The organism is Calothrix anomala FACHB-343 (genome assembly GCF_014696435.1).
In the GTDB taxonomy this organism is placed as follows: domain Bacteria; phylum Cyanobacteriota; class Cyanobacteriia; order Cyanobacteriales; family Nostocaceae; genus Aulosira; species Aulosira anomala_A.
Genome location: NZ_JACJQG010000068.1, coordinates 26,611 through 50,232 on the forward strand (window position 1 = coordinate 26,611; position 23,622 = coordinate 50,232).

The window sequence follows — 23,622 nt, forward strand, 5'->3', positions numbered from 1 at the left end:
GAATCACCTCTGGGGCAAAAAATTATTAATACAATCAGGACTAACAGCTAATTGCTGTCAGCCTTGGGCATTGGTGGAAACCAATTCCATCAACAATCCAGCAGGCTTAACTAATTAAGATGTCTGGGACAAACATTGCTGCCGCTAGATTTTTATCCAAATCTAGGGGTCACTTTGGTATCGGTAATTATTTAGATTAATTACGATCTCTAACTAGGGTAGGTAAAATCTTACCCATAATATTTTGTGACTTGCTAGTCTCAATCATAAAATTTCTCACTATAGCAATCCCTTTAAGAGTTACAAATACTTATCTCCCTTGTCTCCCTTGTCTCCCTTGTCTCCCTTGTCCCCCTTGTCCCTTTCGTTAATCTATTGCCATATCTATAAAGGGGGATAAGGAGATGCACAATCCTTCATCAAAAAATCTCTAGAAAATAGAATTTTCTAGCCCCTAGATTCTCGGCTTTATGTTCGTGCCAAAATTGTTGCTAAAACACCAGTAATTACAGATGGGGAATTAGCGGAGTCTGACGAATCCGGCTTTAGCGATTAATTCTTGACCTTGGTTAGTTAGTAGCCAGTTGGCATAAGCTTCTCCGGCTAGCTGATCGCTTTGTCCATTTTGTTTAATTATGATAAATAACCGCCTGGTAATTGGGTATTCACCTGTTTGAAAAGCAACTGCATTGATTTGGTTACGCTGTTGCGGACAGTTTTGCAGGGGGACAAAAGGTTGTTTGTAAGGTGGAATCAGTTGATCGGGTTTCCGCCCTAATGGTAAGGGCTTGACACTACATTGCCCAACTATTTCCGGAGCAGAACTATAGTAAATTCCCCCTGGATTTTTTGCTACTTCTCGTAAAGCTTGGGTTGTAGTCGGAATAAATTTGACATTGGAGCCAAATTTTTCTCCTGCCATAATATTTTCATCGAAAAATTCGATGGTACCCCCCTCCTCTAAACGGCGAGAGTAGGCTGTAATTGGTAAATTAGGGCCGTTTACCTGTTTCCAGTTGGTAATTTTACCTATGTAGATATCTTTAAGCTGTGCCAGAGTTAAACCAGGAATTTGTAGATTGGGATGAACTGCGATCGCAATTCCGTCAATCGCTACAGGAATTTCTTTGAGTGTCAACCCCCGTTGTTGTGCCTTTTGAAACTCATCATCTTTCAGTGAGCGAGATGACTGGGAAAAAGATAGTTGGTTCTCCAAAAGCATTTTAATCCCCGTACCCGAACCAGGTGCGCCTGTGGTGGGATTGGTATAACGTAATTGAAACTTCGGCCACAACTGTTGCATTGCTGGCTCGACTTCTTTGCGAATCGGGGCCCAGGTAGTGCTACCCCCATAACTAAACAAGCCGGAAGGAAGATCAATTTTGTGGGTATATGTATCTTGTGATGGGCGAGATTGATTAGGTGTCAAATTATCAATTACACCAGAATTATTGGCTAACCACCAAAAGACACTACCAACCAATCCTAGCGTCACCACCAAAGTTAAAACCAAAACCCCAGTTTCATTAGTTTCGTTTTTTGGCGACATAATTATTATTTTGATTGTTACTTATCCACGCTGGCAATTTTCCATTGTGCGTGTTGTCGGGTTAAGAATTGGTAAAATTAAGTTTACGCAGCGCTCGGTAATTAAAAAATTAATTACTGATTTCTCTGAAGATGCCCCTGTGAAAATTTTCTTAAATTTTACTAAAAACTTGAATTTTGATTTGTTACGCAGAACCAGCTTAAAGAATTAAAGAAAGTAATTTATAAATCAGACGAAATAGAGCCGTTAATGCAATACTTACTAAAGCAGAGACAAATGCTAAGATTAATATCTGTTGAATTCCCAGTTGTGCGCGCAAGAGTGGGATAAAAAAAATAATAGCAAAAGAAATAGCCGAAATAATTAATAAATCTAACTTCTCAATCCATCTTCTTGCTTGAGCGAAAATCAGTATTCCTAAAATAGCAAATGAAATACTTAGGGTAATTATTGGGTTACGGAGCAAACTAAAACAAGCAATACCAATTAACGCCCCTTCAAACCCACTAAAAGCAGCGCCTCCTAACAATTCCCATGTAGAAAAAGCTGGTATAGCTGTTGGTAATTGTGATGTCACACCTATATAACCTGGTGCAGCATTTTGCAGTTTGGGTTTAACCTGCGTAGATGGTATCAAGTGTGGTTGATCGAGCCTTGCTAATGCGTCTAACACTTCTTGGGCTGACTGAAAGCGTTGATTAGCAGCCGGGAGGAGCATTTTGTCTAAAATATCCGCCAAGTGAGGATTAATATTAACTTGGGTGCGCCATTTCCACTGGTTACTGTAGCCATCAAACAGCTTAGTTGCTTCTTGACCAGTAAGTAAAGCGATCGCGGTTACAGCTAAGGCATATAAATCTGTAGATGGGAATACCTGATTGCCTGCTACCTGCTCCGGCGGTGCATAGCCTATAGAATAAATACCTGTAGAAGAAATTGCTGGGGAATTGGTTACTTGCTTCACTGCACCAAAATCTAGCAAAAAAATTTTGCCATCGCGACGGCGCATGATATTAGAAGGTTTGATATCTCTGTGAATAATGCCGCGATTGTGAACAAATTTCAGGACTTTGAGTATTTCTTGCAGTACTTCTAAAATTTCTACTTCCGAAAACTTACCCTTGGTAATTAATTCTTCTTCCAGATTTTGTCCATTAATATATTCTTGGACTAAGTAAAAAAACTGGTCTTGCTGTCCTGGTTGTAAGCTGGGAACTGCGATCGGAAAGAACGCGAACAAGTCAGGAATTTGTTCGTGTTCGTTACCGATTTCTGCCAGAACTTCTGCTTCTCTTTCAAATAGTTGTTGGGCTATTTGCTGTTGATGAAAGCCTAAGTTACCTGTAGGTTGAAACTGCTTCACTACACATTGACGCATTCCAGGAATTCGGCGATCGCGCGCGAGAAATGCGGCTCCAAATCCTCCCCTACCTAAAAGCCTGATGGGAACATAGCGACCATCTAGCATTAATGGCATTCCACAGGTAGTGCAGTATTTTTGCTGGACTGTTTTTAGGGTTGTGTTATCATCTAACTCCGCAAAATAGTTTTGTGGACGGGGACAGCGTGGACGAGTGCAGTAAACTTCCATTTTAGTTATTCGTCAATAGTCCATAGTCAAGAGTCCATCATCAGTAGTCCATCGTACAGCTTGGTTTAAATCAATAACTCCTACCCTAGTATTTTTTTGGAGTCAGTCAATTAGAAACAGGCTGATAACAGACGCAATTAACTGCTTTGTGTAACTAAACTAACTCAAAGCCAAGAATTTTTAGGTGCGTTACTAACCTTGACAAGCAGTAAAGCCAAAAAAGCGCAATAGCTACTATGACTACCGTACCGCAGTCATAGTCTGTTTAACTCATGACATGTGACCCTTGAGGTTAGCTAGTTGCTCATGGGGAAGCCCACAGCACTTGCTTCCTGTCAAGTGACCGCAGCAAGTGATTCCCCAAGACTTTACTAGTACAGCACGGCGTAAATAAACAGACCATTCAAAATCGACAAAACCCTTATTCTGTCTTAATTTTGAATTTTGAATTTTGAATTTTGAATTCCGCCTTGCGGTACTAGCCTGCTCATGACTAAATAACTAGTGATGGGAATTCAATCGTCGTCAGTAATGGCAGGTGCCACTATATCCAGGGTATTGAGCATTAAGTTTTTTTGCGACAATTTTAATACATTATGGTTCCATCCTGGGGTAGCAAACTGGGGAAGAATTTCTTGACTAAAAGCTTCTGCTGCTTTGGAGCGATAGCGATTAGGATTAAAAATCAGCCACAGGGTGCGTTTGACAACTACGCCTTCTATTGGCGCACAGTGCAATACGCCCATTTGTAACTCTTTAGCAATGGCAGAAGTAGAAACAAAAGCCGCCCCTAAACCAGATTGCACGGCATTTTTAATAGCTTCAATGGAATTTAATTCCATTTCGACTTTAAAACGCCGCGTATCGATTTCACAGCGAGCTAGTACTTGGTCTATGACTTTGCGAATAGTTGATTGTGAATCTAAAGTGATGAATTGAAGTTTATAAAGGTCTTCTTTTTGGATAGTGTCGAGCTTACTAAAGGGATGGAAGACGGGTAGAATTAGCACCAGTTCATCTTCAGCATAGGGAATAATTTCTAAAGATTCTGCTAATTCACCAGGAATTTCGCCACCAATGATTGCTAAATCTACTTGTCCGTTAGCGACACTCCAGGCTGTGCGGCGAGTCGAATGGACATGTAATTGTACGGCGACATCGGGATATTTTTGCCGAAACATACCGATCATTTTCGGTAGCAGATAAGTGCCGGTAGTTTGGGAAGCACCGACAATCAAAGTACCGCCTTGGAGATTTTGTAAATCCTCGATCGCGCGACAAGTTTCTTGACAGAGACTGAGAATTTTCTCCCCATAACTCAGTAGTAGGTGTCCGGCTTCGGTTAATTGGGCACGGCGTCCTCCACGGTCAAATAATGGGACATCGAGCTGCCGTTCTAAGTTTTGCACTTGTAAACTGACAGCAGGCTGGGATACGTAAAGACTATCAGCGGCGCGCTTGAAGCTCCCTTCTACAGCGATCGCTTTGAGAATACGTAACTGATCTAAAGTGAAAGGAAGGTCAGACATAGGCTAAACCCACAAACAAGAAAGGAGCGGCTTTGACAAGAAATCAGCATTTCACACCCAGGTTTCTCGGTATGATTAATCGCATCTTAAACTTGGAAGCTTGACTCGGAAAAGACAGTAGTACAACATCTTGACTAAAGTCCCCGTTTAAATACTTTGTGGTATTGGTTGTACTGTACTAAGTTTTCTTTAATTTACTTCACTTACGTATAAGTTATGATGCTGATTTCTTGGTTAACCCCCAGTCATTTTGTCATATTGGGGCTACAGTTAGTTTTTGCGATCGCTCACAGTGGAGGAGCCGCATTGCGTCCTTGGGCAGAAAAACTAATTGGGCCAAGGCTTTACCGAATTTTATTTGCCTTAGTCAGTCTGCCCTTGGCTGTAATCTTAATTATTTACTTTTTTAATCATCGTTATGATGGTTTGCAACTTTGGCAGGTGCAAGATGTAGTCGGTATCCAAATTTTAGTTTGGGTGCTGTCAGCAATTTCTTTTTTATTTTTGTATCCTGCCACATTCAATCTCCTAGAGATTGCGGCGATTCAAAAGCCCCAGGTTCATTTGTATGAAACGGGCATTATTCGCATTACCCGTCATCCGCAAATGGTAGGGCAAATCATTTGGTGTGTTGCCCATACTCTCTGGTTGGGTACCACCTTTACTCTAGTGACCTCAATTGGCTTGGTATTGCATCATTTATTTGGTGTCTGGCACGGGGATCGCCGTCTAGCTCAACGTTATGGCGAAGCCTTTGAAAGCGTGAAACAGCGAACTTCTATTATTCCCTTCGCGGCAATTATTGACGGTCGTCAATCTCTGAAATTGTCAGAATTTCTCCGTCCTGCTTATTTAGGAGTTGCCATTTTTGTGTGTTTACTTTGGTGGTCGCACCCCCTGTTATTATCCGCAACTAGTAAGTTAACATGGTAGTTTTAGGCGATCCCCACTATCAGCAGATACTAATCAAATTGATGAAAATTCCCACTTATCAATTGTTACCAAATCAATGTAGGATAAATTCAAATAGCTACCAGTGGGGGTGCATGTAGTCGGTTTGAGATTTTATGTTATTACTCGCTGCTCAATCATTTTCGCTAGGTATTAAACCTCCTCACGCCAATTACGGCAGGAAGATTTTATCCAGAGTCAATAGTTCAGAGTTAGTGGCTAATAAATCTGCAAGCGCCTGTTTCAGGGCTTAAAGGGAAATTAAGCCACAAAACCACTGACAGATGACTAGCTTAGTTTGCATACCTCAGTAGCAGTGAATACCAACAGTTGAGCATTTCCCAAAGCCAAAGCGATATCTACGGTGGCTTTTTGATCGGTGCCCCAATCAACGCGATCGATTTTTGTCTAAACTATTTGTGCCCACAGAGCGTCTATCGGTGGTCAATGGCTTGCCAATATAATCTGCCGATAGTTAGTTTGATATAAAAACCCTATAAATTTAGAGGCGTCATGGTGTTGTCGGTTAGTGAGCGGACATTTACTCAAGAAGTTTTAGAATCTCCTATTCCGGTTTTAGTGAATTTTGAAGCCCCTTGGTGTGGTTTGTGCCGCATTATCCACCCTTTGTTATTGCAATTTCAGAGCCAATGTGGCGACCAAATTAAATTAGTCACAGTTAACGCTGACCAAAATTTTAAATTGTCTACAACATATCGCCTGAAGTCACTGCCAACTTTACTGTTAATTGAAAATGGCACCATCCAATACCGTCTTGAGAGTTTTCGTGGCAGAGACGACTTACGTTTAGCCTTAGAAGAGATAAAACTTAACTACAACAAGCGTTACTCCTCCTACAGTAGCGCTAAAACAGTGGATGTAGGACGTAAATAACATAAAGAGTGTCAAAAGTCAATACACAAAATTAAGCATTAGATCTCTTGACCATCGATAATTAACTATCAATTTACTAAAGCAAATCTAAAACCAAGCTTAACACCCCACCCAAAGACCCCCTGGTGGGGTATTTTATGCTAAAGGGAGTGTGTCACAATTATTAACAGTTCGACATAGACAGTTGCTTGAGGACGGATAATTGACTGCAATGGAGATTGCTTTAAAGTGAAGATGCGAAGATCGCCGTCGCCTATGACCTAGAACCGCGATTTTTTGCGGCTTCTCCCAAGGAAAACAAGACTGGCGACCAAATCCACAAAAGCAGTGTCTACACACTTGTCTGTCTGTCCCAGTCTGCTGAAGACCTTTGGCAGCGCTGTTCTAACTTAGTCAAGAATCCTAAAAGTAAGCGTCAGTGATGGAAGTAATCTATCAATATGCCTGGCTGATTCCTGTATTGCCTTTGTTTGGGGCAATGCTGGTCGGTCTAGGGTTAATTTCGATAAATCAGGTGACCAATCGCCTACGACAGCTGAACGCTGCGGTAATTATCTCCCTAATGGGAGCAGCGATGGGGCTGTCGTTAACCTTGCTGTGGAGCCAAATTCAAGGACATCCCACCTATGTCCGCACCCTAGAATGGGCAGCAGCAGGGAATTTTCATTTGAGTATGGGCTACACAATCGACCACCTCACAGCCGTGATGCTGGTGATTGTTACTACCGTAGCTTTCTTGGTCATGGTTTATACCGATGGCTATATGTCCCATGACCCAGGCTACGTCAGGTTTTATGCCTATCTGAGTTTGTTTGGTTCCTCGATGTTGGGTCTGGTAGTCAGTTCCAACCTCGTGCAAGTTTACGTATTCTGGGAATTAGTAGGGATGTGCTCCTACTTGCTGGTCGGCTTTTGGTACGATCGCAAGTCAGCAGCAGATGCAGCCCAAAAAGCATTTGTGACTAACCGTGTAGGAGACTTCGGTCTCTTACTTGGTATTTTGGGGCTATTTTGGGCAACAGGCAGCTTTGATTTTGGTGTAATGGGCGATCGCCTAGCTGAACTTGTACAATCAGGTTCTATCAGCAATTTCCTGGCTGTGCTGTTTGCGATTTTAGTGTTCCTGGGCCCGGTGGCAAAATCCGCTCAGTTTCCTCTCCATGTCTGGCTACCAGATGCGATGGAAGGCCCTACCCCCATTTCCGCCTTAATCCACGCGGCGACAATGGTGGCGGCTGGGGTGTTCTTAATCGCCCGCATGTACCCCGTTTTTGAACATGTCCCCGCCGCCATGAACGTCATTGCCTTTACTGGGGCATTTACGGCGTTTTTAGGGGCAACAATTGCCATTACCCAAAATGACATCAAAAAGGGTTTAGCTTACTCCACGATCTCCCAGTTAGGCTACATGGTGATGGCTATGGGCGTAGGTTCCTATAGCGCCGGCTTATTCCACCTAATGACCCACGCCTATTTCAAGGCGATGCTATTCTTGGGTTCTGGTTCAGTAATTCACGGGATGGAAGGAGTCGTCGGTCACGACCCCGCATTAGCCCAGGATATGCGCTTAATGGGTGGATTGCGGAAGTATATGCCAGTTACCGGGATTACCTTCTTAATCGGTTGCTTGGCAATTTCTGGTATCCCTCCCTTCGCTGGTTTCTGGTCAAAAGACGAAATTCTCGGCAAGGCTTTTGAAGCTAACCCATTTTTGTGGTTAATTGGCTGGTTAACTGCCGGTATTACCGCCTTTTACATGTTTAGAATGTATTTCTCGACATTTGAAGGTAAATTCCGGGGCACTGACGAGAAAATCAAAGACAAGCTGAAAAAAGCTTCGACAATTATCCTGGAATTAGAATCCGGGGAACCAGCGCCGACCTTTGGCCCTGGGGCGATGAAGAAAGGCGAATTAGCTGCAACTGGCGGTCATCACGGTGACTCCCACGGTCATCACAGCGATACTCCCCATGAATCGCCTTGGACAATGACTCTACCTTTGGCAGTTTTAGCCGTACCTTCGATTTTGATTGGTTTAGTCGGCACACCATACGCCAATTACTTTGAGGAATTTATTTTCCCACCCACAGAAACTTTGAGTGAAGTCCTGGAAAAAGCCGCCGAGTTTAACCCGACGGAATTTTACATTATGGCAGGGGCTTCTGTAGGTATTTCCTTGATCGGGATTACCTTGGCTTCCTTAATGTATTTGCGCGGTAAAATTGACCCAGCTGCGATCGCGGCGAAAATCAAACCACTTTATGAGCTTTCCCTCAACAAGTGGTATTTTGATGACATTTACCATCGCGTCTTCGTCATGGGCTTGCGTCGCATCGCCAGACAAGTTATGGAAGTTGACTTCCGCGTCGTTGATGGTGCTGTTAACCTCACAGGCTTCTTCACCCTTGTGAGTGGCGAAGGACTGAAATATCTAGAAAACGGTCGCGCTCAATTCTATGCCTTAATTATCTTTGGGGCTGTTTTGGGTTTGGTGATTTTCTTCGGAATTACCTAATTTCAGTGCTGAGTCATAGAGATTAACTTTGATAGCTCAGTGTCTACTAAATCTGGAAATAGTGTGTTTAATAGAGATGAAGGCGGGCTAATCCATTTACCTACCTTCATCTTTCTTCATTTTTGTTAAATCAACCTAACAAGGGAGACTTAATCGCGAAAAAGCTGCTACTTAATAGCTAGTGACTTTTTGCCCAACATGATTTTGATTGCAGGCGAATGGCGGTCAGCAACCCCCAACTAAAAGTTGAGTGGCTCTCAGGCGAAAGTCAACAAGCCCTAGCTGACCAGACTAAGTTCTTAACTGAACTACGTTATTGGCAAGAGTTAAAGACCTACCCTGGAATGCGTAGCCAGTTCCAGGCTCTAGAACTGGGGGATTAAACAGGTGTATGGGTGAAGCCAGTGTCTCTCGGATAGTACCGACCAATAACATTGTCGAGGCTAACTTTACTGGAGTAGCAAGGCTTTCTCCGGCATACAGGAGAGTTGGATAAGCACTACTCCTCTGCTTGTCCAACCCCTTTTGGGGACGCTCTTTAAAAGAGGCGTGTCGTGTTTCATCCGTGTTCTAAAAATGCACGGTTTCCGCACTCCCGGAGGATTGTAGATGAATACAGCTAACTTCCCGTGGCTGACGACGATTATCTTGTTACCGATAGCCGCGTCGCTACTGATTCCCATCATCCCTGATAAGGACGGCAAAACCATACGCTGGTACGCCTTAATTGTGGGATTGATTGATTTTGCACTGATTGTTTACACTTTTTACACTGGGTATGACTTCTCCAACCCCGATTTGCAGTTGGTGGAGAGTTACGCCTGGGTACCGCAACTAGACTTGAAATGGTCGGTAGGGGCAGATGGCTTATCTATGCCCCTAATTATTTTGACCGGATTTATCACCACCTTGGCGACTTTAGCAGCTTGGCCTGTGACTCTTAAACCCAGGCTATTTTACTTTTTGCTGCTGGCGATGTATGGCGGTCAAATCGCCGTGTTCGCCGTCCAGGATATGCTGTTGTTTTTCCTGGTGTGGGAACTGGAATTGATTCCGGTTTACCTATTGCTGGCGATTTGGGGTGGTAAAAAACGCCAATATGCAGCCACCAAATTTATTTTGTATACAGCTGGCGGTTCGCTGTTTATCTTGCTAGGCGCTTTGACAATGGCCTTTTATGGCGATACAGTCACATTTGATATGCGATCGCTCGCTGCAAAAGACATCGCCCTGAATTTCCAACTTTTACTGTATGCTGGCTTCTTGATTGCCTACGCTGTTAAGTTGCCCATCATTCCCCTGCACACCTGGCTACCAGATGCCCACGGTGAAGCAACAGCGCCCGTACACATGTTACTGGCAGGTATTCTGCTGAAAATGGGCGGTTACGCCTTAATTCGCATGAATGCCCAAATGCTACCCGATGCCCATGCTTATTTTGCGCCGGTGTTAGTGATTTTGGGGGTAGTAAATATCATCTACGCCGCTTTAACATCCTTTGCCCAGCGCAACTTGAAGCGGAAAATTGCTTACTCCTCAATTTCTCACATGGGCTTTGTCACCATTGGTATCGCCTCCTTCACCGATTTGGGATTAAGTGGGGCAGTATTACAAATGGTGTCTCACGGTTTAATTGGGGCGAGTTTATTCTTCCTTGTCGGTGCAACTTATGACCGCACACACACCCTGATGTTAGATGAAATGGGTGGTGTAGGTAAGAGAATGCAGAAGATTTTCGCCATGTTTACCGCCTGTTCAATGGCTTCTTTAGCATTGCCTGGAATGAGCGGTTTCGTAGCAGAATTAATGGTGTTTGTAGGCTTTGCTACCAGCGATGCATATAGCTCTACATTTAAAGTCATCGTGGTATTCTTGATGGCAGTTGGGGTAATTTTAACTCCAATTTATTTGCTTTCAATGTTACGTGAAATTTTCTACGGTCAAGAGAACGAAGAATTAGTTTCTCACCAAGCATTGATTGATGCTGAACCGCGCGAAGTCTTTATCATTGCTTGTTTGTTAGTGCCAATTATTGGTATTGGTTTCTATCCCAAGCTGTTAACTCAAATGTATGACTCTACAACCGTGCAGTTAACAGCAAGGTTGCGCGATTCAGTGCCAACATTAGCACAGCAAAAAGAAGCACCAAAAGTTTCGTTAGTTGCGCCGGAAATTGGTAATTAGAAATAGATTAATAGTTGATATGACTATTAATTTGAAGACGGGTATAAAACCCGTCTTTTTTGTTATTTGTCAATTCATAATTCATAATTTAATAAAACTACTTAAGATTCCTAAAATTTTACCTACATCATTGAGAAAATATTCATTTAAATCAATCTCAATTATTTTCCCAGTAAGCCGGATAAATTTCCAATTAGTTCCTGTAGTGACACTACCATAAATAGTGTCAATTTCATTGCCTTTTTGTTGATTAAATAATTGTGCAGCAATCATTTCTGCTATGCATTGCCCTAAACCAGATTGAATATTATCATTTTTAGCTTCTACTAAAGCCATAACTGGTGCTTTAATGATTATTTGTTCTGGAGATTGACTAATAATATAATCACAAAATCCTGTTAATCCTTTTTCTGGACTAACATTAAATTCTCTCCCAGAAAATAAACTGATTTTATTTTGAAATATTTCTTTTAATTCTACTAGTATTGGTGTCAAAATTAATTCAGAACGTGATTTTTCAGTACCAATAGCTAACGCCAAGGGTATATACTTCTTAAGTGTTTGTGCTAAAAAACTGCTGTATTCTACAGGGGGTGTATCAGCAAAAATCCCTACAGATTCTTGAATAGTGATGTCAAAAGTAGTTTCTATAGTTTCTAAACTGAATTGACTGTATGACATTTGACAATCTTTTTATAAAATTAGATATTACTGCTATAGGAATCCTAAATTATTTGTGAAATTTACTAATTCTCATTTTTCCCTCTTGTCCTTGGCGTACTTGGCGTCTTCTCTGCGAGACGCTGCGCGTTCACGTAGTGTCTCGTAGAGAAGGCGGTTCATTAAAAAAATATTTTCACAACTTAGATGAGATTGCTATATCTAGCTTAATTTTAACGAAAACATCAAATTGACTGAAGATATCAACAATAAAATTTTGGCTGTTTTACAAGCCTTACTAAATTTTGTTGGCAACAATCTATTTAGAGTCAGCATTTACCATAACGATTATGTTAAACTACAACCCGTTACACTGTTTACCATCTTCCGAAGAATTACCCAACTCTGATGACAATCCTGTGGATAATCAATTACAGCATCTCATTTCGGCATTGCTCGAAAATACCTTGGCGATAAACTGGTCAGAACGTTGGGATTGGTTTTTTGGGGTGAATATGGGTATTTATTATGACCCTAAGCAGCCAGCCCTTGTCCCTCATGGATTTCTTAGCTTGGGAGTGAAGCGCGTTGTTGATGAAAGTTTACGCTTAAGTTATGTTTTATGGGAAGAAGAGCGATCGCCAATTTTGGTTTTAGAAGTTGTCTCCCAAATTCATCAAGGAGAATACAGCAGTAAAAAAGAATTTTATGCGCAAAAATTAGGCGTTTTATACTACGTTATTTACAATCCTTTCCGTCGCAAGAAGCCAGCTTTGGAAGTTTATCAACTTGTAGACGGTGAATATTTATTAATGTCTGGTAGTCCTGTTTGGTTACCACAAATCGGTTTAGGAATTGGGCGAGAAAGGGGAATTTATCAAGGAATTGTACGAGAGTGGTTGTACTGGTATGACGAAAAAGGGGAAAAATTACTCACACCAGATGAACGCATTCAAGAAGCAGAAGAACAAGCCAATTTTCAAGCACAGCAACGGTTAGTAGCAGAGCAACAGGTGCTATTATTAACAGCGAGATTGAAAGATTTAGGTATAGAGCCAGAAATTTAATTTAAAATTGGCATTATTTGCTGTTAATTGGCTGGATGATGCGGGAATTATAGCAGTAAAGGAAACGATCGCTAAACGGCGCAATTTATCCAAAATTGCTGCCAAATTCTCTTTACCAAAACATCATCACAGCTATGAAAGTAAAATTAGGGTTTGGTTCTATTCCTAAACCTCAGTATGTTTTTGTCAGCAAAGAAAATGACTATTGTTGGTATATGTTATCTGATGAGCAAAAACAAATACCAATTTATGACAAAGCATTAACTGGGTTAATTACAGGAATAGAAGTTAATAAGAAAGTGGAAACTTCTTATGGAGAAGCTGAAAAAACTGATTTGCATATTTTGGCGGATAAGCCTTATATTGTCAGGTCAGGAAGCGAATCTTATTTTTCCAAAAGTTTGTTACTTTCACTTGATGTTTTGACTTATGAACAGTTAATTAAACCACTGACTATTGCTGTTAGTCCTGGAGAAAAAACCATTGTATTTTGTACAATTTATAATCCCGTCACTTTTCGTTCTGTAGGCGTGAGTTGGGATGGACATCGAGAAATAGATTGGCAAGCTTTAGGGCAAAAAGTTAGTCTGAAAATTAATAATTTGCAACATAAAAATAAACAGCATCAGGAAATATCTAATAATATAGATATGTCAGAAATTCGTGCGAGTTTTATTGCTCAAAGCGATCTATATTTAGACCAATTAAATTGGTCACCAGAGCAGGGAAGAGAATATTTACAGCAGAGATATGGAAAGCGATCGCGTTATCATCTCTCTGATACAGAATTGCTGGAATTTATTGATTTTTTGAGGCTACAATTAACTTAAGGAATGGTTTTCTTTGACCGTGGATATTGTTAAGGGCGGGAAAACCCCGCCCCTACTGTCGCCCTATTTTTTAATTGCTATGAACCTGTATTTGCTAAGGGTTAGGATCATCCAAATCAGCAAGAGCTATCTTGACACAGGCACGAACGCCTTGCCAATCACGTTCAGACAAATGGCCAATTAAAACTAAATTGGCTGAACGGGGTAAAGTAACGATATAACTTCGGAAAATAGACGCAACCCGCAAACCTGCTGCTGACCAATCTTGAAGCGCATAGTCAGTAACTCCCAGTACGCTTGTCTGAGTAGTGATCAGTCCAACAATCACATCAGGGCGAATGGAGTTATAAGTAGTGGACGACAGAACTACAGAAGGACGACGCTTTATACCAGTGACACCTGGAAAATCGACTGTAACTACATCACCAGGATTAAATGTCACTCCGCTATCTCCTCATTGTCAGGAAAAATCGAAGCAGCATATTGTAATGAGAAAGATGCTAAATCCAGCTGATCTTGCTCAGTCCATGTATCACTGTAGTCAATAACAGACAGGTTTTGCTGAACTAGATCGTTAAGAATCATCGTTGCCAAGCGTAAGCGTTCAATTGGTGACAGGTTAGTTATCACTTGGCTATATATTTCTTGAGCATTACTAGACATAATCAATTCTTTAGCCTTAATTTTATTTATCTGGATCGTGTGTAGGCGATCGCTATTTCATTTTCCAATGCGCTCTAATTCCTCTCGCAAAACTCGCCGTAATATTTCTTCTAATGGTTCACGGCGCTGCTGAATATACTCATGCAATGCATTGTTAATTAAAGTTTGGTAATTTCCACCGCCTAATGCGTTAACTTGGTCACGAAACCATGTCAGTATTTCATCATCTAAGCAAATTGTAATTCTAGTTTTTCCAGGTGTTATAGGTTCAATTGCACCTCGCTTACCTTGAATAAAATCATACTCAGGTTCCATATTATGCTTTCCAAGTTAGTCTAATACAGTGTCAAAACTCCCAAACTTGGGTTTTTTTCAAAGGCTTGAATATCCTCTAAATGCGATCGCAAAATTTCTTCAATCTGATTTGTCGAACAATTACCCCGACGAATCCAAATTACTTTGGGTGGAAATCCTCGCAAAACACTCAATTCATTAAAATCAGCATCTCTGGTAACAACAGTAAATCCTGTTTGTTGCGCATATTCCCACACAATTCTATCGTCTGCTCGATCCAAACCCAAGACAACAACATGCTGAGAATTTGGGTAAATATCAGCAAGTTTATCTACTAAGGAAGGTGATAAGTTATGGTCAAATAGTAACTTCATGCTTGCATTATCAGCATTTTCTGTTCTCTATCAGCTGCATAGCTTAAGCAAGCTAAAATATCTTCTTGTGTTAAATAAGGAAAGTCATTCAGTACTTCCTCGTATGTCATACCAGATGCAAGATATGACAACACATCATATACAGTAATTCTCATACCTCGAATACAAGGCTTACCACCGCGTTTTCCTGGTTCAATCGTAATAATTTCTTGGTAATTTACAGTCATAGGACTGAACAGACTTAGTTAATTGGACAATTTTTAACCTAGCACTACTTGACGGTGAAATTCAGCGATCGCTTTTAGCTTATCTGGTTATGTGTAGGCGATCGCCAATTATCAACTTGTATTTCAGAGATTCTCGAATTTTTGCTTCCTAAATGGTGATTAGCTGGTATGTCAGGGAAATATATGTATAAGGCGATGCCTTTGTTTGACTTTTAACCCTTAGAGGCATCTTCACCAAATACGAATCACAATCAGGAGTATTAAATTGATTCCAATTATCTTAGGTGCTGCTGCTTTGGCTACTGGAGCCGTCGGAGCGATCAAAGGTGCTGAAGGTATCGGCAATATGAATCAAGCAAAAGAAATTGGTGAACGCTCTCAAAAACTATATGAGAGTCACATCAGACAATTAAAAATAGTTTGGGAGAATACAAACAAAGTAGCAGAAGAATATGGTGAACTCCAAATAGATATTAAAGTGCGAACTATTGGGAGATTCGTTGCTTTTATTGAGCGAATTGGTCAGCGTGGTTCTCAAACGGATAGGCAGTTTTTAGCTGGACTAAAGGAAATTTCCGTTCAACAACTTCAAGATTATAAAGCTACTGTTGTTGAAGCTGAAGAATTTTATAAGGGATTTGCTTCAGCAGCTGGGGCCGGAGTAACAGCTGGTGCTGGTGCAGTAGGTTTGGCTTATTCGTTTGGAACAGTTGCTGTTCCACAATTATTTGGATTGTTTAGTACACAGGTAGCTATTTCTCAACTTAGTGGTGTTGCGGCTTTGCAAGGTACAGTATCGTTTCTTGGAGGTGGTGGAATGGCAGTTGGTGGTGCTGTACTTGGGGGTGTTGCACTTGGCCCGACTCTAGCTGTTGGTGGATTTATTCTTGCTGGTAAAGGCGAGGAGGCTTTAACGAAAGCAAGGGAATATGAAGCTAAGATTAACACTGAAATTGCCAAAATCGAAATTGTTAGAGATTTTTTGCCACAGGTGAGACGACGGATTACTGAGTTAAGCGCGTTAGTAGAAAACTTGAATTATTATGCAGTTGTAAGTCTCAACGATTTAGAATCTCGTCCATTTGACCGCAACCGCGATGCTAAAAATTTTCAACAAGTAGCACTTGTGATTAAGGCACTAGCAGAAATTATGAAAACTCCTATTTTAGATAGTCAAGGGCAGTTAAATCCTGCTAGTGCGGCTATCCAGGCTAAGTATCGTACTCTAGGAGACTATTAAGCGTGTCAGCAAAGATGATGATAGTTGTAGAGGCTGTGCAGCAGATAGTTTCAGCCGGTAGAGATTATATGAAGTGTGCCCAACAAGAAAAAACTAAACGAGCTGAGATTGATGCTTGGGAAAAAGCAACAATCGCCAAAATTCATACCCAGCGAGATTTGCTGATGGCTTATTTGGATCGCTCTTTTGATGAACGTGCAGAAAACTTTCGCGCTTTGTTTGCTGTGGTTGATAGCGCGATCGCATCTGGTAATAATGAACAATTAGCGCTTACCTTAAATTCAATCACGGAAATAGCTAAATCAAGCCCATTCAAAGACCTTGCTAATATAGCTTCTGTCCGTGCTGCTCTTGACGATCCAAACCACGAATGGACATTTTAAGTTTATAACAGTGCGATCGCCTTCCTAAAAACTCTAAAAGCTGGGTCAGCAGCTAGTTATTATTTCCCTAGGCTTGCAGTCTGGGGAATTATTGATTTATTATAAGGTTTGTTGGCTAGTGTTTGATGCTATCAATAACTCGCTGAAAAGATTTGTTCAGCAGTTAAATTTAAATCTGGAAATGTTGGTGAAGTTAAACTTTCATTTCCTCTAAACTTTTGACCACGATATTCACCTTCATCACTTAAAGAGTAAATTGTGATTGTTGGCTGTTTGGGATCGCCTATCAACTCTTTGCTACCCAAAGCAGCATAATCTACAATCCAATATTCTTGGATACCCATTTCTTCATAGTCAGCAAACTTTTTATGATAGTCATCTCTCCAGTTAGTACTGACTACTTCAATAACTAATGGAATTGAATCTGGTTGACTAACAGTCGATGCTTGCTCCCATAAAGGTTCGTTTTTTAAGTTAGAAATATTCAGTAAGAGAATATCTGGATAATAACCAGATTGTTTATATTCAGGCTTAACTAAAACATTTTTACTGCTTATATCATAAGGAAGTTGGAGTTCGACTATTTTTAACAGTAGCATCCTGGCTAAAAACATAATTCTTTGTTCATGTGTTCCTAAAGGTTGAGGTATTTTAACGATATCTCCATCGTGCAACTCGTAACGAATGTTTTCCGGTTGTGTTGCTAAAAATTGTAAAAATTCATCAAACGTAAATACTTTTTGTAGCGATTGTGTCATGATTTTTACCTTTGTTTGAGTTCATCATCATTAGTCAACCGTCAATCACCACCACGAGTTTTAACCTTGGTAAATTTAGTTTTGTAAATCACTTAATGTTATTGAGGTGTTTTCGTCAGAATATCTGCAAAATGTCAATATCAGCAGTGAATTTATTGTATTACATTCATTAGCATGGCATTGCATTGCAAAATAATGCAATATAATATTATGCAATACAAATTGATCTGATAGGACAATGAGCAAAGAAAATATAACCTTTCGCATAGACAGCGATAAGAAGGCTATGCTTGATGTCATTGCCGCAGGCATAAACCGCGATCGCAGTTACGTATTAAATGAAGCTATAGAAGCTTATCTAGAGATGCATCAATGGCAAATTGAGGAGATTGAAAAGGGAATTGCAGAAGCGGATGCTGGAGACTTTGCCAATGATGATGAAGTAAAGGCAACTTTTACCAGACTCACTAATGCACATTAGGTGGCTGCGTCGTGCGCTGCGTAATTTGGAACAAGCGCATAGCTATATCCAAAAGGACAATCCAGAAGCAGCACAGGAATTAATCTTGAGGATTCAAGCTGCTGTAAGTCAACTGGAGAATTATCCTTTTATCGGGCGACTTGGACGTGTGGAAGGTACAAGGGAGCTTGTAATACCTAACACACCATACATTATTATTTATCGAATAAAAGAAGAGTCTGTAGAAATTCTTCGCGTACTTCACACGTCAAAGCGCTATCCAGATTGAAAATCTTCAAGTAGATAGGCGTAAAATTATACGCCTCAAAAATCTTCATCATCGACAAAAAACTCGGCATCTTCATCAAACCGAGAATTACCTTTTCTTGAATCAGCAATACCCCATAAAGGTTGCAGGACTGTAACGCCAACTAATCCCACACCTACACAAAAAGCTAGTACTAAACCTACTGGTATTTGAATTGATTGGAATGATAAAAATTTTAATCTTACTGGTGTAGCATTTTGTACTGAGATAAGCGCGATCGCTATTACCCAGACAGCTATTACTACAGATATCAAAAATTTACTAATACTCTTCATAATTATTTACACCCCTCTCCATTGTAGAAGAGGGGTTAAGGATGGGGTTCTATTTCAGTTTAGCGATCGCACTTTCCATTTCTTGAGCGATGGTTTTGAGTTTTTCCGGTGAGTTGGTTTCTAAATAAACCCGTACCAGGGGTTCTGTACCGGAGGGACGCAGTAATACCCAACTTCCTTCTTCTAAGTAAAGTTTAATGCCGTCTTTGCGACCGACTTCTTTAACTTTAATTCCCGCCACTTCTGTGGGTGGGTTTTTGGTGAAGGAGTCGATAACGGCGGTTTTATGGGCTTCGGTGAGGTGTAAGTCCAGACGATTATTGTAAAGCGGGCCGTCGGCTTCGGCGATCGCTTCTTTGACTAGTTGACTTAAAGGCTTACCTTCATAGGCGATCGCTTCGGCGACTAGCATATCGGCTAAAACACCGTCTTTTTCAGGAATATGCCCGATTACGCTTAAACCGCCGGATTCTTCACCACCAATTAATACGGTGGTTTCTCGCATTTTCTCACCAATGTATTTAAAGCCTACTGCTGTTTCATAAATTTGCAGCCCGTATTTCGCGGCAAAATTATCTAAAAGGTGGGTTGTGGCGACAGTGCGGACAATTGCGCCTGTTTTGCCTTTATTTTTGATTAAATGGCGTGCTAGCAACAGCAGCACAGTGTTAGGGGTAAGGACGTTACCTTGTTCATCGACAATTCCAAAGCGATCGCTATCGCCATCGGTGGCTAAACCTAAATCTGCTTTATCGGCGCGTACAGCTTCAACTAACTCAACGAGTTGTTCACCTTTAGGTTCTGGCATTCCACCACCAAACAAAACATCTCGCCAAGTGTGGAAACTTTCTAGCTGCACGCCACTTTGTTGCAAAACTTCATCTAAATAGCCGCGAGAAGTAGAATACAAAGCGTCGTATTTTACCTTTAATTGGGCTTTTTTGATAGTTTCGACATCAATTAAGGTGTAGATAAATTGCAGATAATCTGGTTTCGGATCGAAAATAGAGATAGAACCCGATGGGCTATCACTAGGTGGCGCATCTGATGCACTTTCGATATTTGCCACAATAGTATCAGTTATCTCTGGTGTGGCAGGGCCAGCATAGTCAGGGATATATTTAATCCCACAATAGGGTGCAGGATTATGGCTTGCCGTAAACATTAGCGCCCCTGCTGAGTTTAGGTGACGGGCGTTGTAAGCAATTACTGGTGTGGGGCAATCCCGATCGGTAACTTTTACCGTCCAGCCTAAGTCTGCTAGGACTTCGGCGGCTGTTTGGGCAAACTTATCAGCTAAAAACCGAGTATCGTAGGCAACCAAAACCGGTCTGTCTTTGCTATAGGCCGTTTCGAGGTAGCTAGCGATCGCTCTTGTTACTTTCCGCACATTGGGGAAAGTAAAATCGTCGGCGATGATTCCTCGCCAACCATCAGTACCAAATTGAATCTTGCTGGATTTGCTACTAGCGCTCATGGATGCCACAGACTCCCTTCCAACTTCGTTACTATAGGAAGCTTCGCGCAAAGCGTGCGTAGCCGCAAGTATCTTCATCGTTATTTTTTTTTCACACTGCTTGTTAGCGATGTCAATCCCCGATCGACCTTTTGCCAGTTACCACCTTTGGTCTTTAGTTGCCCCAGCGACAGGGCAAGAACGCTGGCATTGCCAGATGAGACGGGGGTTTGTCAAAGCGCGTCAGCATGAACCACAAGTGAAGGCACTGCTAGGTAAAGCAACTCCACCGCAACGCATTGGTATCCTCGCCCAAAAGGGGGTTTATGAATTTCACCATCACCGCCATTTATTAAAGCAATCTGATGGTGTAGATCAAGTCGCCAAACTACTGCAATTAAGCCATACCGATCGTGAAGTTCAACAGCGAGTGCGGCAAATTTTGCAAAAATACCATAACGCGCCTTTGCTGTTGAATAAAAACATCCTCCAATTAACACCAGGGGATGAAGGCTTCCCGAAACCAATTTTAATTGACCAGGATGATTATTGCTTCCGTTTATATGCGGCTATGGATTGTGTCTTTATTGATAGCGATCGCACTTTACATATCCTTGATTTTAAAACGGGTAAAGCTGCCTTCGATCAGCGTCAGGCCTTAGTTTATCTCCTCGCTGCCCGTTATCTCTACCCAGGACGGGAAGCTGTGGCATCGTTCTATAATTTAGAACTTTGTAAAAAGTCCGAGTTAATCCGCATTAATCATCACGAGTTAGCATCCTTAGAATTTGAATTAGCTCACATAGCCCAGCAACATCAGCGAGATTTACAAAAATATCATCAAGAAACCGGGGATTTTAGTAAAATTTTCCCCCCAAATCCCGGTTCTCACTGTCGCTTCTGCCCATTCCGTACCATCTGTGATTTTGCGGACTTGAAACAGCCTCAAGGTCATTCTATGCCTATTTTAAAGGGGTTAGGGGCTAGGGGCTAGGGGCTAGGGGGCAGGGGGGACAAGGGAGAAAAACGGACTGATCTACAAAAACATAAATAGCGATGTCTACGACGGGCTACGCCTAAGCACTTTTGTCTGTGTTGATAAAGAGCGATCGCTATTTTATAAACCCTACCAGCTATTGATAGCTATTGCACCGAACTTTATTACCCTAAGCCGTTGATAGTTTTTTGTAGAGTCAATGGGTATCTTAGTACTTGTATGCACTTTATGGCGTATTAGAGGTAATAAAATGGCTGAAACCTTTTCATATCAAGGAGTAACTGTAAAAATATTTGAAACTCAGGCAGGCGATAATATAGCTTTAAAGTTTCAGCTTTTCGATAAACAAGACAAAGAAATAAAATTCCTTCCTACTGGCTCTACTGTAAGTTCTTACAAGAGAATGCACAAAGACTTACTAGTTCAAGATGCCAAACGTGAGATCGACAGACTTATGAGCGAAGGTCTAATTGGTTAATGTTGAGTAACTAAAATTAAAAATTTTCTACTGCTACTGTAGAAAAACTCCTATCAGCCGTAATGGTTGGTAGGAGTTTATTTTTGTTTATCTGATTATTCGAGATAATATTGATTTTGCTTTATAGTAAAGGTCTTTATCATTAGGATTACCTACCAATAAGCGAAAAACTTCCCATTCATCGGGAGTTATTCGTACATAATCTTTATAATCGTCAGCAGTTGCTCGTATTTGTTGAGAGCTATTCGTTTTTGAATCAATTTTAAGATATCTCCCACGGTCGCCTGTGTGACGTACTCTTATTTTCCATAAATTACCTGAAATGTCTTGTACACAAACATCTCCAAAGTATTCCTTACCACTGTGCATTACTTCGTTAAATACACTGTCAAAATCTTTACCAAATTCCTTGACTTCCTTGAATATATCGAAAATTCCCATTATTTTTAATAACCAATAACCGCTTATATGAGTATTCCCAGATTCTTAAGCGAAATTAATAGTGATAAAACAAAGTTAAACAATAGGTTTTACTACTGGGGGCGGCATAGCGACATTTATTATCTTTGACTGGATTGAGTGTGATTACTGTTCTGATATCAATTTAACTGGTTTAAAACAACTCGACCGCGTTGGATAAGGTGATTATTCTTAATTAAGACCTCTAAAAACCGGGGTCTTTTATATGGGGAAATTATTAACTATTAAGAGTAAGTGAAATGTTTAAATACCATTACGCTATTGCAGTCAATCTATATCCTCTCGATGACGAGTTAGCAGAACGACTTTATGGCAAAACATATTCTACTGTACTTTACTTAGATACAAACAATAGACTGGTCAATGATGAAATTTTATCAATCCGTACCCCTAGAGGATCTTTGTCATGGTTAAAAATAACGAAAATAGTTAGATATCAATTTTATATGACAGATGACAATAGACTTGTTGAAATGGACATGACGCAAAAATCCCACCAAGAGAATAGACCATTCAATACAACAGATGAAGTCTGGTTTGATTGCAAGGCTGATGCTTTGCAGTATTGGGATGAGTAAGAGCTATCGCGGTGTTAATATTTCAAAAAATATTACCAAATTATGATGACTTGATTAAGTATTAATCCTGAGTTTTCCTGGTGGTTATGCGATCGCTAAAGTGGTGTCTTAGTCTTTGGCTACCAAAATTACTCAAGCTTCAGAACCTAAAACATTAAAATATGACGTTTTAACGAGGGCGATTTTCTAAACCATGATAAACCCGTAAAATCAGAACAGTATCGTCCTCCAAAGAGTAGTGAATCACATAACCGTATTTGCCAAATGGAACAACCAACTTCCGCCGTCCTGAACCATCGCCGAAAGCAGTTCCTTTGTAAGGCACAATAGCCAGACTAAAACCTGCCTCTCGAATTGCCTGTGCAGCTTGAAAAGCAATACTTTCGTTCTTCAATTTCAAAAAATCAAACAGCCGCACAAGGTCAGCGAGTGCTTCTGGTAGCCAAATTACCTTGGACATGGAGACTCATTATCTGTGCCGATACTTGCCAACCACGCAGCCACCTGTTCATGTGGGATACCTTCACCTGTTTGTCGGTATCGCTGCAATCGACGCATATCTTCTTCTGTGGTTGTGTCATCATCGATGAAAGTCAAATCTTGTTTCTGGAGTTGCTGCCAATCCTCGCTGCTGAGGTTGTAATCTTCATCAAGGTGTGTATCCAAAACTTTTTTTAAAGTATCCAAGCTAGCATCTGAGGTGTTAACCCATTCCCTAACAGCCGCTTTCAGGGCTTCTAAAGTACTGTAAGCATCCAGTTGTGTGGCAATTTGCTGCCGAATATCTGTCATGGCTGTGCTTTCTTAAAGCCTTATATTATGAACATTATATAGGATGAATCTCTGGAGTTGAAGCGCAGT

The 23,622-nt window shown here is 40.9% G+C and carries 28 protein-coding genes; 13 read left to right on the forward strand and 15 right to left on the reverse strand.

What is annotated here, in order from left to right; all coding sequences use genetic code 11:
* Positions 1-520: 520 nt before the first annotated feature.
* The 3 genes from H6G08_RS29185 to H6G08_RS29195 all read right to left on the reverse strand — a co-directional run bounded on the left by H6G08_RS29185 (position 521) and on the right by H6G08_RS29195 (position 4,669).
* Positions 521-1,549 (reverse strand): PstS family phosphate ABC transporter substrate-binding protein, encoded by a 1,029-nt coding sequence (locus H6G08_RS29185; protein WP_190549478.1) that lies wholly within the window; start codon positions 1,547-1,549, stop codon positions 521-523.
* Positions 1,550-1,748: 199 nt separating this feature from the next.
* Complete coding sequence (locus H6G08_RS29190) at positions 1,749-3,140, reverse strand: serine/threonine-protein kinase (protein ID WP_190549480.1); 1,392 nt, start codon at positions 3,138-3,140, stop codon at positions 1,749-1,751.
* Between the two features lie 515 nt (positions 3,141-3,655).
* Positions 3,656-4,669 (reverse strand): LysR family transcriptional regulator, encoded by a 1,014-nt coding sequence (locus H6G08_RS29195; protein ID WP_190549482.1) that lies wholly within the window; start codon positions 4,667-4,669, stop codon positions 3,656-3,658.
* A 216-nt stretch (positions 4,670-4,885) separates the two neighbouring features.
* Here H6G08_RS29195 and H6G08_RS29200 point away from each other — a divergent pair, with 216 nt between their 5' ends.
* From H6G08_RS29200 to ndhD1, 4 genes are all read left to right on the forward strand, one after another.
* On the forward strand, positions 4,886-5,602 hold the full coding sequence (locus tag H6G08_RS29200; protein ID WP_190549484.1) for an NnrU family protein: 717 nt from the start codon (positions 4,886-4,888) through the stop codon (positions 5,600-5,602).
* A gap of 531 nt (positions 5,603-6,133) precedes the next feature.
* Positions 6,134-6,514: a thioredoxin family protein gene (locus tag H6G08_RS29205; RefSeq protein WP_190549486.1), complete on the forward strand. Its 381-nt coding sequence runs from the start codon at positions 6,134-6,136 to the stop codon at positions 6,512-6,514.
* A gap of 421 nt (positions 6,515-6,935) precedes the next feature.
* Complete coding sequence (locus H6G08_RS29210) at positions 6,936-9,029, forward strand: NAD(P)H-quinone oxidoreductase subunit 5 (protein ID WP_190549488.1); 2,094 nt, start codon at positions 6,936-6,938, stop codon at positions 9,027-9,029.
* A 609-nt stretch (positions 9,030-9,638) separates the two neighbouring features.
* Positions 9,639-11,213 carry a photosynthetic/respiratory NAD(P)H-quinone oxidoreductase subunit D1 gene (ndhD1, locus tag H6G08_RS29220; protein ID WP_190549492.1) on the forward strand — a complete coding sequence of 525 codons (1,575 nt, stop codon included), beginning with the start codon at positions 9,639-9,641 and terminating at the stop codon, positions 11,211-11,213.
* An 81-nt stretch (positions 11,214-11,294) separates the two neighbouring features.
* Here ndhD1 and H6G08_RS29225 read toward each other — a convergent pair whose 3' ends face one another.
* Entirely contained in the window at positions 11,295-11,894 is a 600-nt protein-coding gene (locus H6G08_RS29225; RefSeq protein WP_190549494.1) for a hypothetical protein, read from the reverse strand.
* Between the two features lie 329 nt (positions 11,895-12,223).
* Between H6G08_RS29225 and H6G08_RS29230 the strand changes: the two genes are divergently transcribed.
* Together H6G08_RS29230 and H6G08_RS29235 are read left to right on the forward strand one after the other, a co-directional pair.
* The gene (locus H6G08_RS29230; RefSeq protein WP_190549496.1) at positions 12,224-12,940 is read left to right on the forward strand and encodes a Uma2 family endonuclease; all 717 of its coding nucleotides are present in this window, start codon (positions 12,224-12,226) and stop codon (positions 12,938-12,940) included.
* 134 nt (positions 12,941-13,074) lie between these two features.
* The gene (locus H6G08_RS29235) at positions 13,075-13,770 is read left to right on the forward strand and encodes a hypothetical protein (protein WP_190549498.1); all 696 of its coding nucleotides are present in this window, start codon (positions 13,075-13,077) and stop codon (positions 13,768-13,770) included.
* Positions 13,771-13,864: 94 nt separating this feature from the next.
* Here the strand turns inward: H6G08_RS29235 and H6G08_RS29240 are convergent, their stop codons facing one another.
* Genes H6G08_RS29240 through H6G08_RS29260 form a run of 5 tightly spaced genes read right to left on the reverse strand, consistent with a single transcriptional unit; the run spans position 13,865 to position 15,328 of the window.
* Entirely contained in the window at positions 13,865-14,212 is a 348-nt protein-coding gene (locus H6G08_RS29240) for a type II toxin-antitoxin system PemK/MazF family toxin (protein WP_190549500.1), read from the reverse strand.
* Positions 14,209-14,433, reverse strand: coding sequence for a hypothetical protein (locus H6G08_RS29245; protein WP_190549503.1), 225 nt, complete (start codon positions 14,431-14,433; stop codon positions 14,209-14,211). Before H6G08_RS29245 ends, H6G08_RS29240 begins: the two co-directional genes overlap by 4 nt.
* 57 nt (positions 14,434-14,490) lie before the next feature.
* Positions 14,491-14,748 (reverse strand): BrnA antitoxin family protein, encoded by a 258-nt coding sequence (locus H6G08_RS29250; RefSeq protein ID WP_190549504.1) that lies wholly within the window; start codon positions 14,746-14,748, stop codon positions 14,491-14,493.
* A 20-nt stretch (positions 14,749-14,768) separates the two neighbouring features.
* On the reverse strand, positions 14,769-15,101 hold the full coding sequence (locus H6G08_RS29255; RefSeq protein ID WP_190549507.1) for a DUF5615 family PIN-like protein: 333 nt from the start codon (positions 15,099-15,101) through the stop codon (positions 14,769-14,771).
* Positions 15,098-15,328, reverse strand: coding sequence for a DUF433 domain-containing protein (locus tag H6G08_RS29260; protein WP_190549509.1), 231 nt, complete (start codon positions 15,326-15,328; stop codon positions 15,098-15,100). The genes H6G08_RS29255 and H6G08_RS29260 overlap by 4 nt, the downstream gene beginning before the upstream one ends.
* 265 nt (positions 15,329-15,593) lie before the next feature.
* Between H6G08_RS29260 and H6G08_RS29265 the strand changes: the two genes are divergently transcribed.
* Both H6G08_RS29265 and H6G08_RS37775 read left to right on the forward strand, forming a co-directional pair.
* Positions 15,594-16,568: a hypothetical protein gene (locus H6G08_RS29265; RefSeq protein ID WP_190549511.1), complete on the forward strand. Its 975-nt coding sequence runs from the start codon at positions 15,594-15,596 to the stop codon at positions 16,566-16,568.
* 2 nt (positions 16,569-16,570) lie between these two features.
* Positions 16,571-16,951: a hypothetical protein gene (locus H6G08_RS37775; protein ID WP_313943123.1), complete on the forward strand. Its 381-nt coding sequence runs from the start codon at positions 16,571-16,573 to the stop codon at positions 16,949-16,951.
* Positions 16,952-17,082: 131 nt separating this feature from the next.
* On the opposite strand, the gene H6G08_RS29275 is transcribed toward H6G08_RS37775, so the two are convergent.
* Entirely contained in the window at positions 17,083-17,709 is a 627-nt protein-coding gene (locus tag H6G08_RS29275) for a Uma2 family endonuclease (RefSeq protein WP_190549513.1), read from the reverse strand.
* A 238-nt stretch (positions 17,710-17,947) separates the two neighbouring features.
* On the opposite strand from H6G08_RS29275, the gene H6G08_RS29280 reads away from it, so the two are divergent.
* Both H6G08_RS29280 and H6G08_RS29285 read left to right on the forward strand, forming a co-directional pair.
* Positions 17,948-18,190 (forward strand): CopG family ribbon-helix-helix protein, encoded by a 243-nt coding sequence (locus H6G08_RS29280; RefSeq protein ID WP_190549514.1) that lies wholly within the window; start codon positions 17,948-17,950, stop codon positions 18,188-18,190.
* Positions 18,180-18,458 carry a type II toxin-antitoxin system RelE/ParE family toxin gene (locus H6G08_RS29285; protein WP_190549517.1) on the forward strand — a complete coding sequence of 93 codons (279 nt, stop codon included), beginning with the start codon at positions 18,180-18,182 and terminating at the stop codon, positions 18,456-18,458. The genes H6G08_RS29280 and H6G08_RS29285 overlap by 11 nt, the downstream gene beginning before the upstream one ends.
* A 35-nt stretch (positions 18,459-18,493) precedes the next feature.
* Here the strand turns inward: H6G08_RS29285 and H6G08_RS29290 are convergent, their stop codons facing one another.
* Together H6G08_RS29290 and H6G08_RS29295 are read right to left on the reverse strand one after the other, a co-directional pair.
* A complete protein-coding gene (locus H6G08_RS29290) occupies positions 18,494-18,772 on the reverse strand; it encodes a lipopolysaccharide assembly protein LapA domain-containing protein (protein ID WP_096644478.1) in 279 nt (92 codons plus the stop codon).
* Between the two features lie 49 nt (positions 18,773-18,821).
* Complete coding sequence (locus tag H6G08_RS29295) at positions 18,822-20,249, reverse strand: phosphoglucomutase/phosphomannomutase family protein (protein ID WP_096647769.1); 1,428 nt, start codon at positions 20,247-20,249, stop codon at positions 18,822-18,824.
* 109 nt (positions 20,250-20,358) lie between these two features.
* Here H6G08_RS29295 and H6G08_RS29300 point away from each other — a divergent pair, with 109 nt between their 5' ends.
* On the forward strand, positions 20,359-21,222 hold the full coding sequence (locus tag H6G08_RS29300) for a PD-(D/E)XK nuclease family protein (protein ID WP_190549519.1): 864 nt from the start codon (positions 20,359-20,361) through the stop codon (positions 21,220-21,222).
* Positions 21,223-21,475: 253 nt separating this feature from the next.
* On the forward strand, positions 21,476-21,703 hold the full coding sequence (locus tag H6G08_RS29305; protein ID WP_190549520.1) for a hypothetical protein: 228 nt from the start codon (positions 21,476-21,478) through the stop codon (positions 21,701-21,703).
* An 87-nt stretch (positions 21,704-21,790) separates the two neighbouring features.
* Here the strand turns inward: H6G08_RS29305 and H6G08_RS29310 are convergent, their stop codons facing one another.
* A complete protein-coding gene (locus H6G08_RS29310; protein ID WP_190549521.1) occupies positions 21,791-22,144 on the reverse strand; it encodes a hypothetical protein in 354 nt (117 codons plus the stop codon).
* 278 nt (positions 22,145-22,422) lie between these two features.
* On the opposite strand from H6G08_RS29310, the gene H6G08_RS29315 reads away from it, so the two are divergent.
* The gene (locus H6G08_RS29315) at positions 22,423-22,761 is read left to right on the forward strand and encodes a hypothetical protein (RefSeq protein WP_190549522.1); all 339 of its coding nucleotides are present in this window, start codon (positions 22,423-22,425) and stop codon (positions 22,759-22,761) included.
* A gap of 169 nt (positions 22,762-22,930) precedes the next feature.
* On the opposite strand, the gene H6G08_RS29320 is transcribed toward H6G08_RS29315, so the two are convergent.
* Both H6G08_RS29320 and H6G08_RS29325 read right to left on the reverse strand, forming a co-directional pair.
* Entirely contained in the window at positions 22,931-23,221 is a 291-nt protein-coding gene (locus H6G08_RS29320) for a type II toxin-antitoxin system RelE/ParE family toxin (protein ID WP_190549523.1), read from the reverse strand.
* The gene (locus H6G08_RS29325; RefSeq protein ID WP_190549524.1) at positions 23,209-23,553 is read right to left on the reverse strand and encodes a hypothetical protein; all 345 of its coding nucleotides are present in this window, start codon (positions 23,551-23,553) and stop codon (positions 23,209-23,211) included. The genes H6G08_RS29320 and H6G08_RS29325 overlap by 13 nt, the downstream gene beginning before the upstream one ends.
* Between the last annotated feature and the right edge of the window lie 69 nt (positions 23,554-23,622).

Bases quoted from the DNA above. Each gene is read 5' to 3' on its own strand.
- H6G08_RS29315 (WP_190549522.1), top strand. From the start codon at position 22,423: ATGTTTAAATACCATTACGCTATTGCAGTCAATCTATATCCTCTCGAT.
- H6G08_RS29225 (WP_190549494.1), bottom strand. From the start codon at position 11,894: ATGTCATACAGTCAATTCAGTTTAGAAACTATAGAAACTACTTTTGAC.
- ndhD1 (WP_190549492.1), top strand. From the start codon at position 9,639: ATGAATACAGCTAACTTCCCGTGGCTGACGACGATTATCTTGTTACCG.
- H6G08_RS29260 (WP_190549509.1), bottom strand. From the start codon at position 15,328: ATGACTGTAAATTACCAAGAAATTATTACGATTGAACCAGGAAAACGC.
- H6G08_RS29290 (WP_096644478.1), bottom strand. From the start codon at position 18,772: ATGAAGAGTATTAGTAAATTTTTGATATCTGTAGTAATAGCTGTCTGG.
- H6G08_RS29280 (WP_190549514.1), top strand. From the start codon at position 17,948: ATGAGCAAAGAAAATATAACCTTTCGCATAGACAGCGATAAGAAGGCT.
- H6G08_RS29205 (WP_190549486.1), top strand. From the start codon at position 6,134: ATGGTGTTGTCGGTTAGTGAGCGGACATTTACTCAAGAAGTTTTAGAA.
- H6G08_RS29190 (WP_190549480.1), bottom strand. From the start codon at position 3,140: ATGGAAGTTTACTGCACTCGTCCACGCTGTCCCCGTCCACAAAACTAT.
- H6G08_RS29310 (WP_190549521.1), bottom strand. From the start codon at position 22,144: ATGGGAATTTTCGATATATTCAAGGAAGTCAAGGAATTTGGTAAAGAT.
- H6G08_RS29210 (WP_190549488.1), top strand. From the start codon at position 6,936: ATGGAAGTAATCTATCAATATGCCTGGCTGATTCCTGTATTGCCTTTG.
- H6G08_RS29295 (WP_096647769.1), bottom strand. From the start codon at position 20,249: ATGAGCGCTAGTAGCAAATCCAGCAAGATTCAATTTGGTACTGATGGT.
- H6G08_RS29200 (WP_190549484.1), top strand. From the start codon at position 4,886: ATGATGCTGATTTCTTGGTTAACCCCCAGTCATTTTGTCATATTGGGG.
- H6G08_RS29320 (WP_190549523.1), bottom strand. From the start codon at position 23,221: ATGTCCAAGGTAATTTGGCTACCAGAAGCACTCGCTGACCTTGTGCGG.
- H6G08_RS29230 (WP_190549496.1), top strand. From the start codon at position 12,224: ATGTTAAACTACAACCCGTTACACTGTTTACCATCTTCCGAAGAATTA.
- H6G08_RS29185 (WP_190549478.1), bottom strand. From the start codon at position 1,549: ATGTCGCCAAAAAACGAAACTAATGAAACTGGGGTTTTGGTTTTAACT.
- H6G08_RS29250 (WP_190549504.1), bottom strand. From the start codon at position 14,748: ATGGAACCTGAGTATGATTTTATTCAAGGTAAGCGAGGTGCAATTGAA.
- H6G08_RS29300 (WP_190549519.1), top strand. From the start codon at position 20,359: ATGTCAATCCCCGATCGACCTTTTGCCAGTTACCACCTTTGGTCTTTA.
- H6G08_RS29275 (WP_190549513.1), bottom strand. From the start codon at position 17,709: ATGACACAATCGCTACAAAAAGTATTTACGTTTGATGAATTTTTACAA.
- H6G08_RS29235 (WP_190549498.1), top strand. From the start codon at position 13,075: ATGAAAGTAAAATTAGGGTTTGGTTCTATTCCTAAACCTCAGTATGTT.
- H6G08_RS29285 (WP_190549517.1), top strand. From the start codon at position 18,180: ATGCACATTAGGTGGCTGCGTCGTGCGCTGCGTAATTTGGAACAAGCG.
- H6G08_RS29305 (WP_190549520.1), top strand. From the start codon at position 21,476: ATGGCTGAAACCTTTTCATATCAAGGAGTAACTGTAAAAATATTTGAA.
- H6G08_RS29195 (WP_190549482.1), bottom strand. From the start codon at position 4,669: ATGTCTGACCTTCCTTTCACTTTAGATCAGTTACGTATTCTCAAAGCG.
- H6G08_RS29245 (WP_190549503.1), bottom strand. From the start codon at position 14,433: ATGTCTAGTAATGCTCAAGAAATATATAGCCAAGTGATAACTAACCTG.
- H6G08_RS29255 (WP_190549507.1), bottom strand. From the start codon at position 15,101: ATGAAGTTACTATTTGACCATAACTTATCACCTTCCTTAGTAGATAAA.
- H6G08_RS29325 (WP_190549524.1), bottom strand. From the start codon at position 23,553: ATGACAGATATTCGGCAGCAAATTGCCACACAACTGGATGCTTACAGT.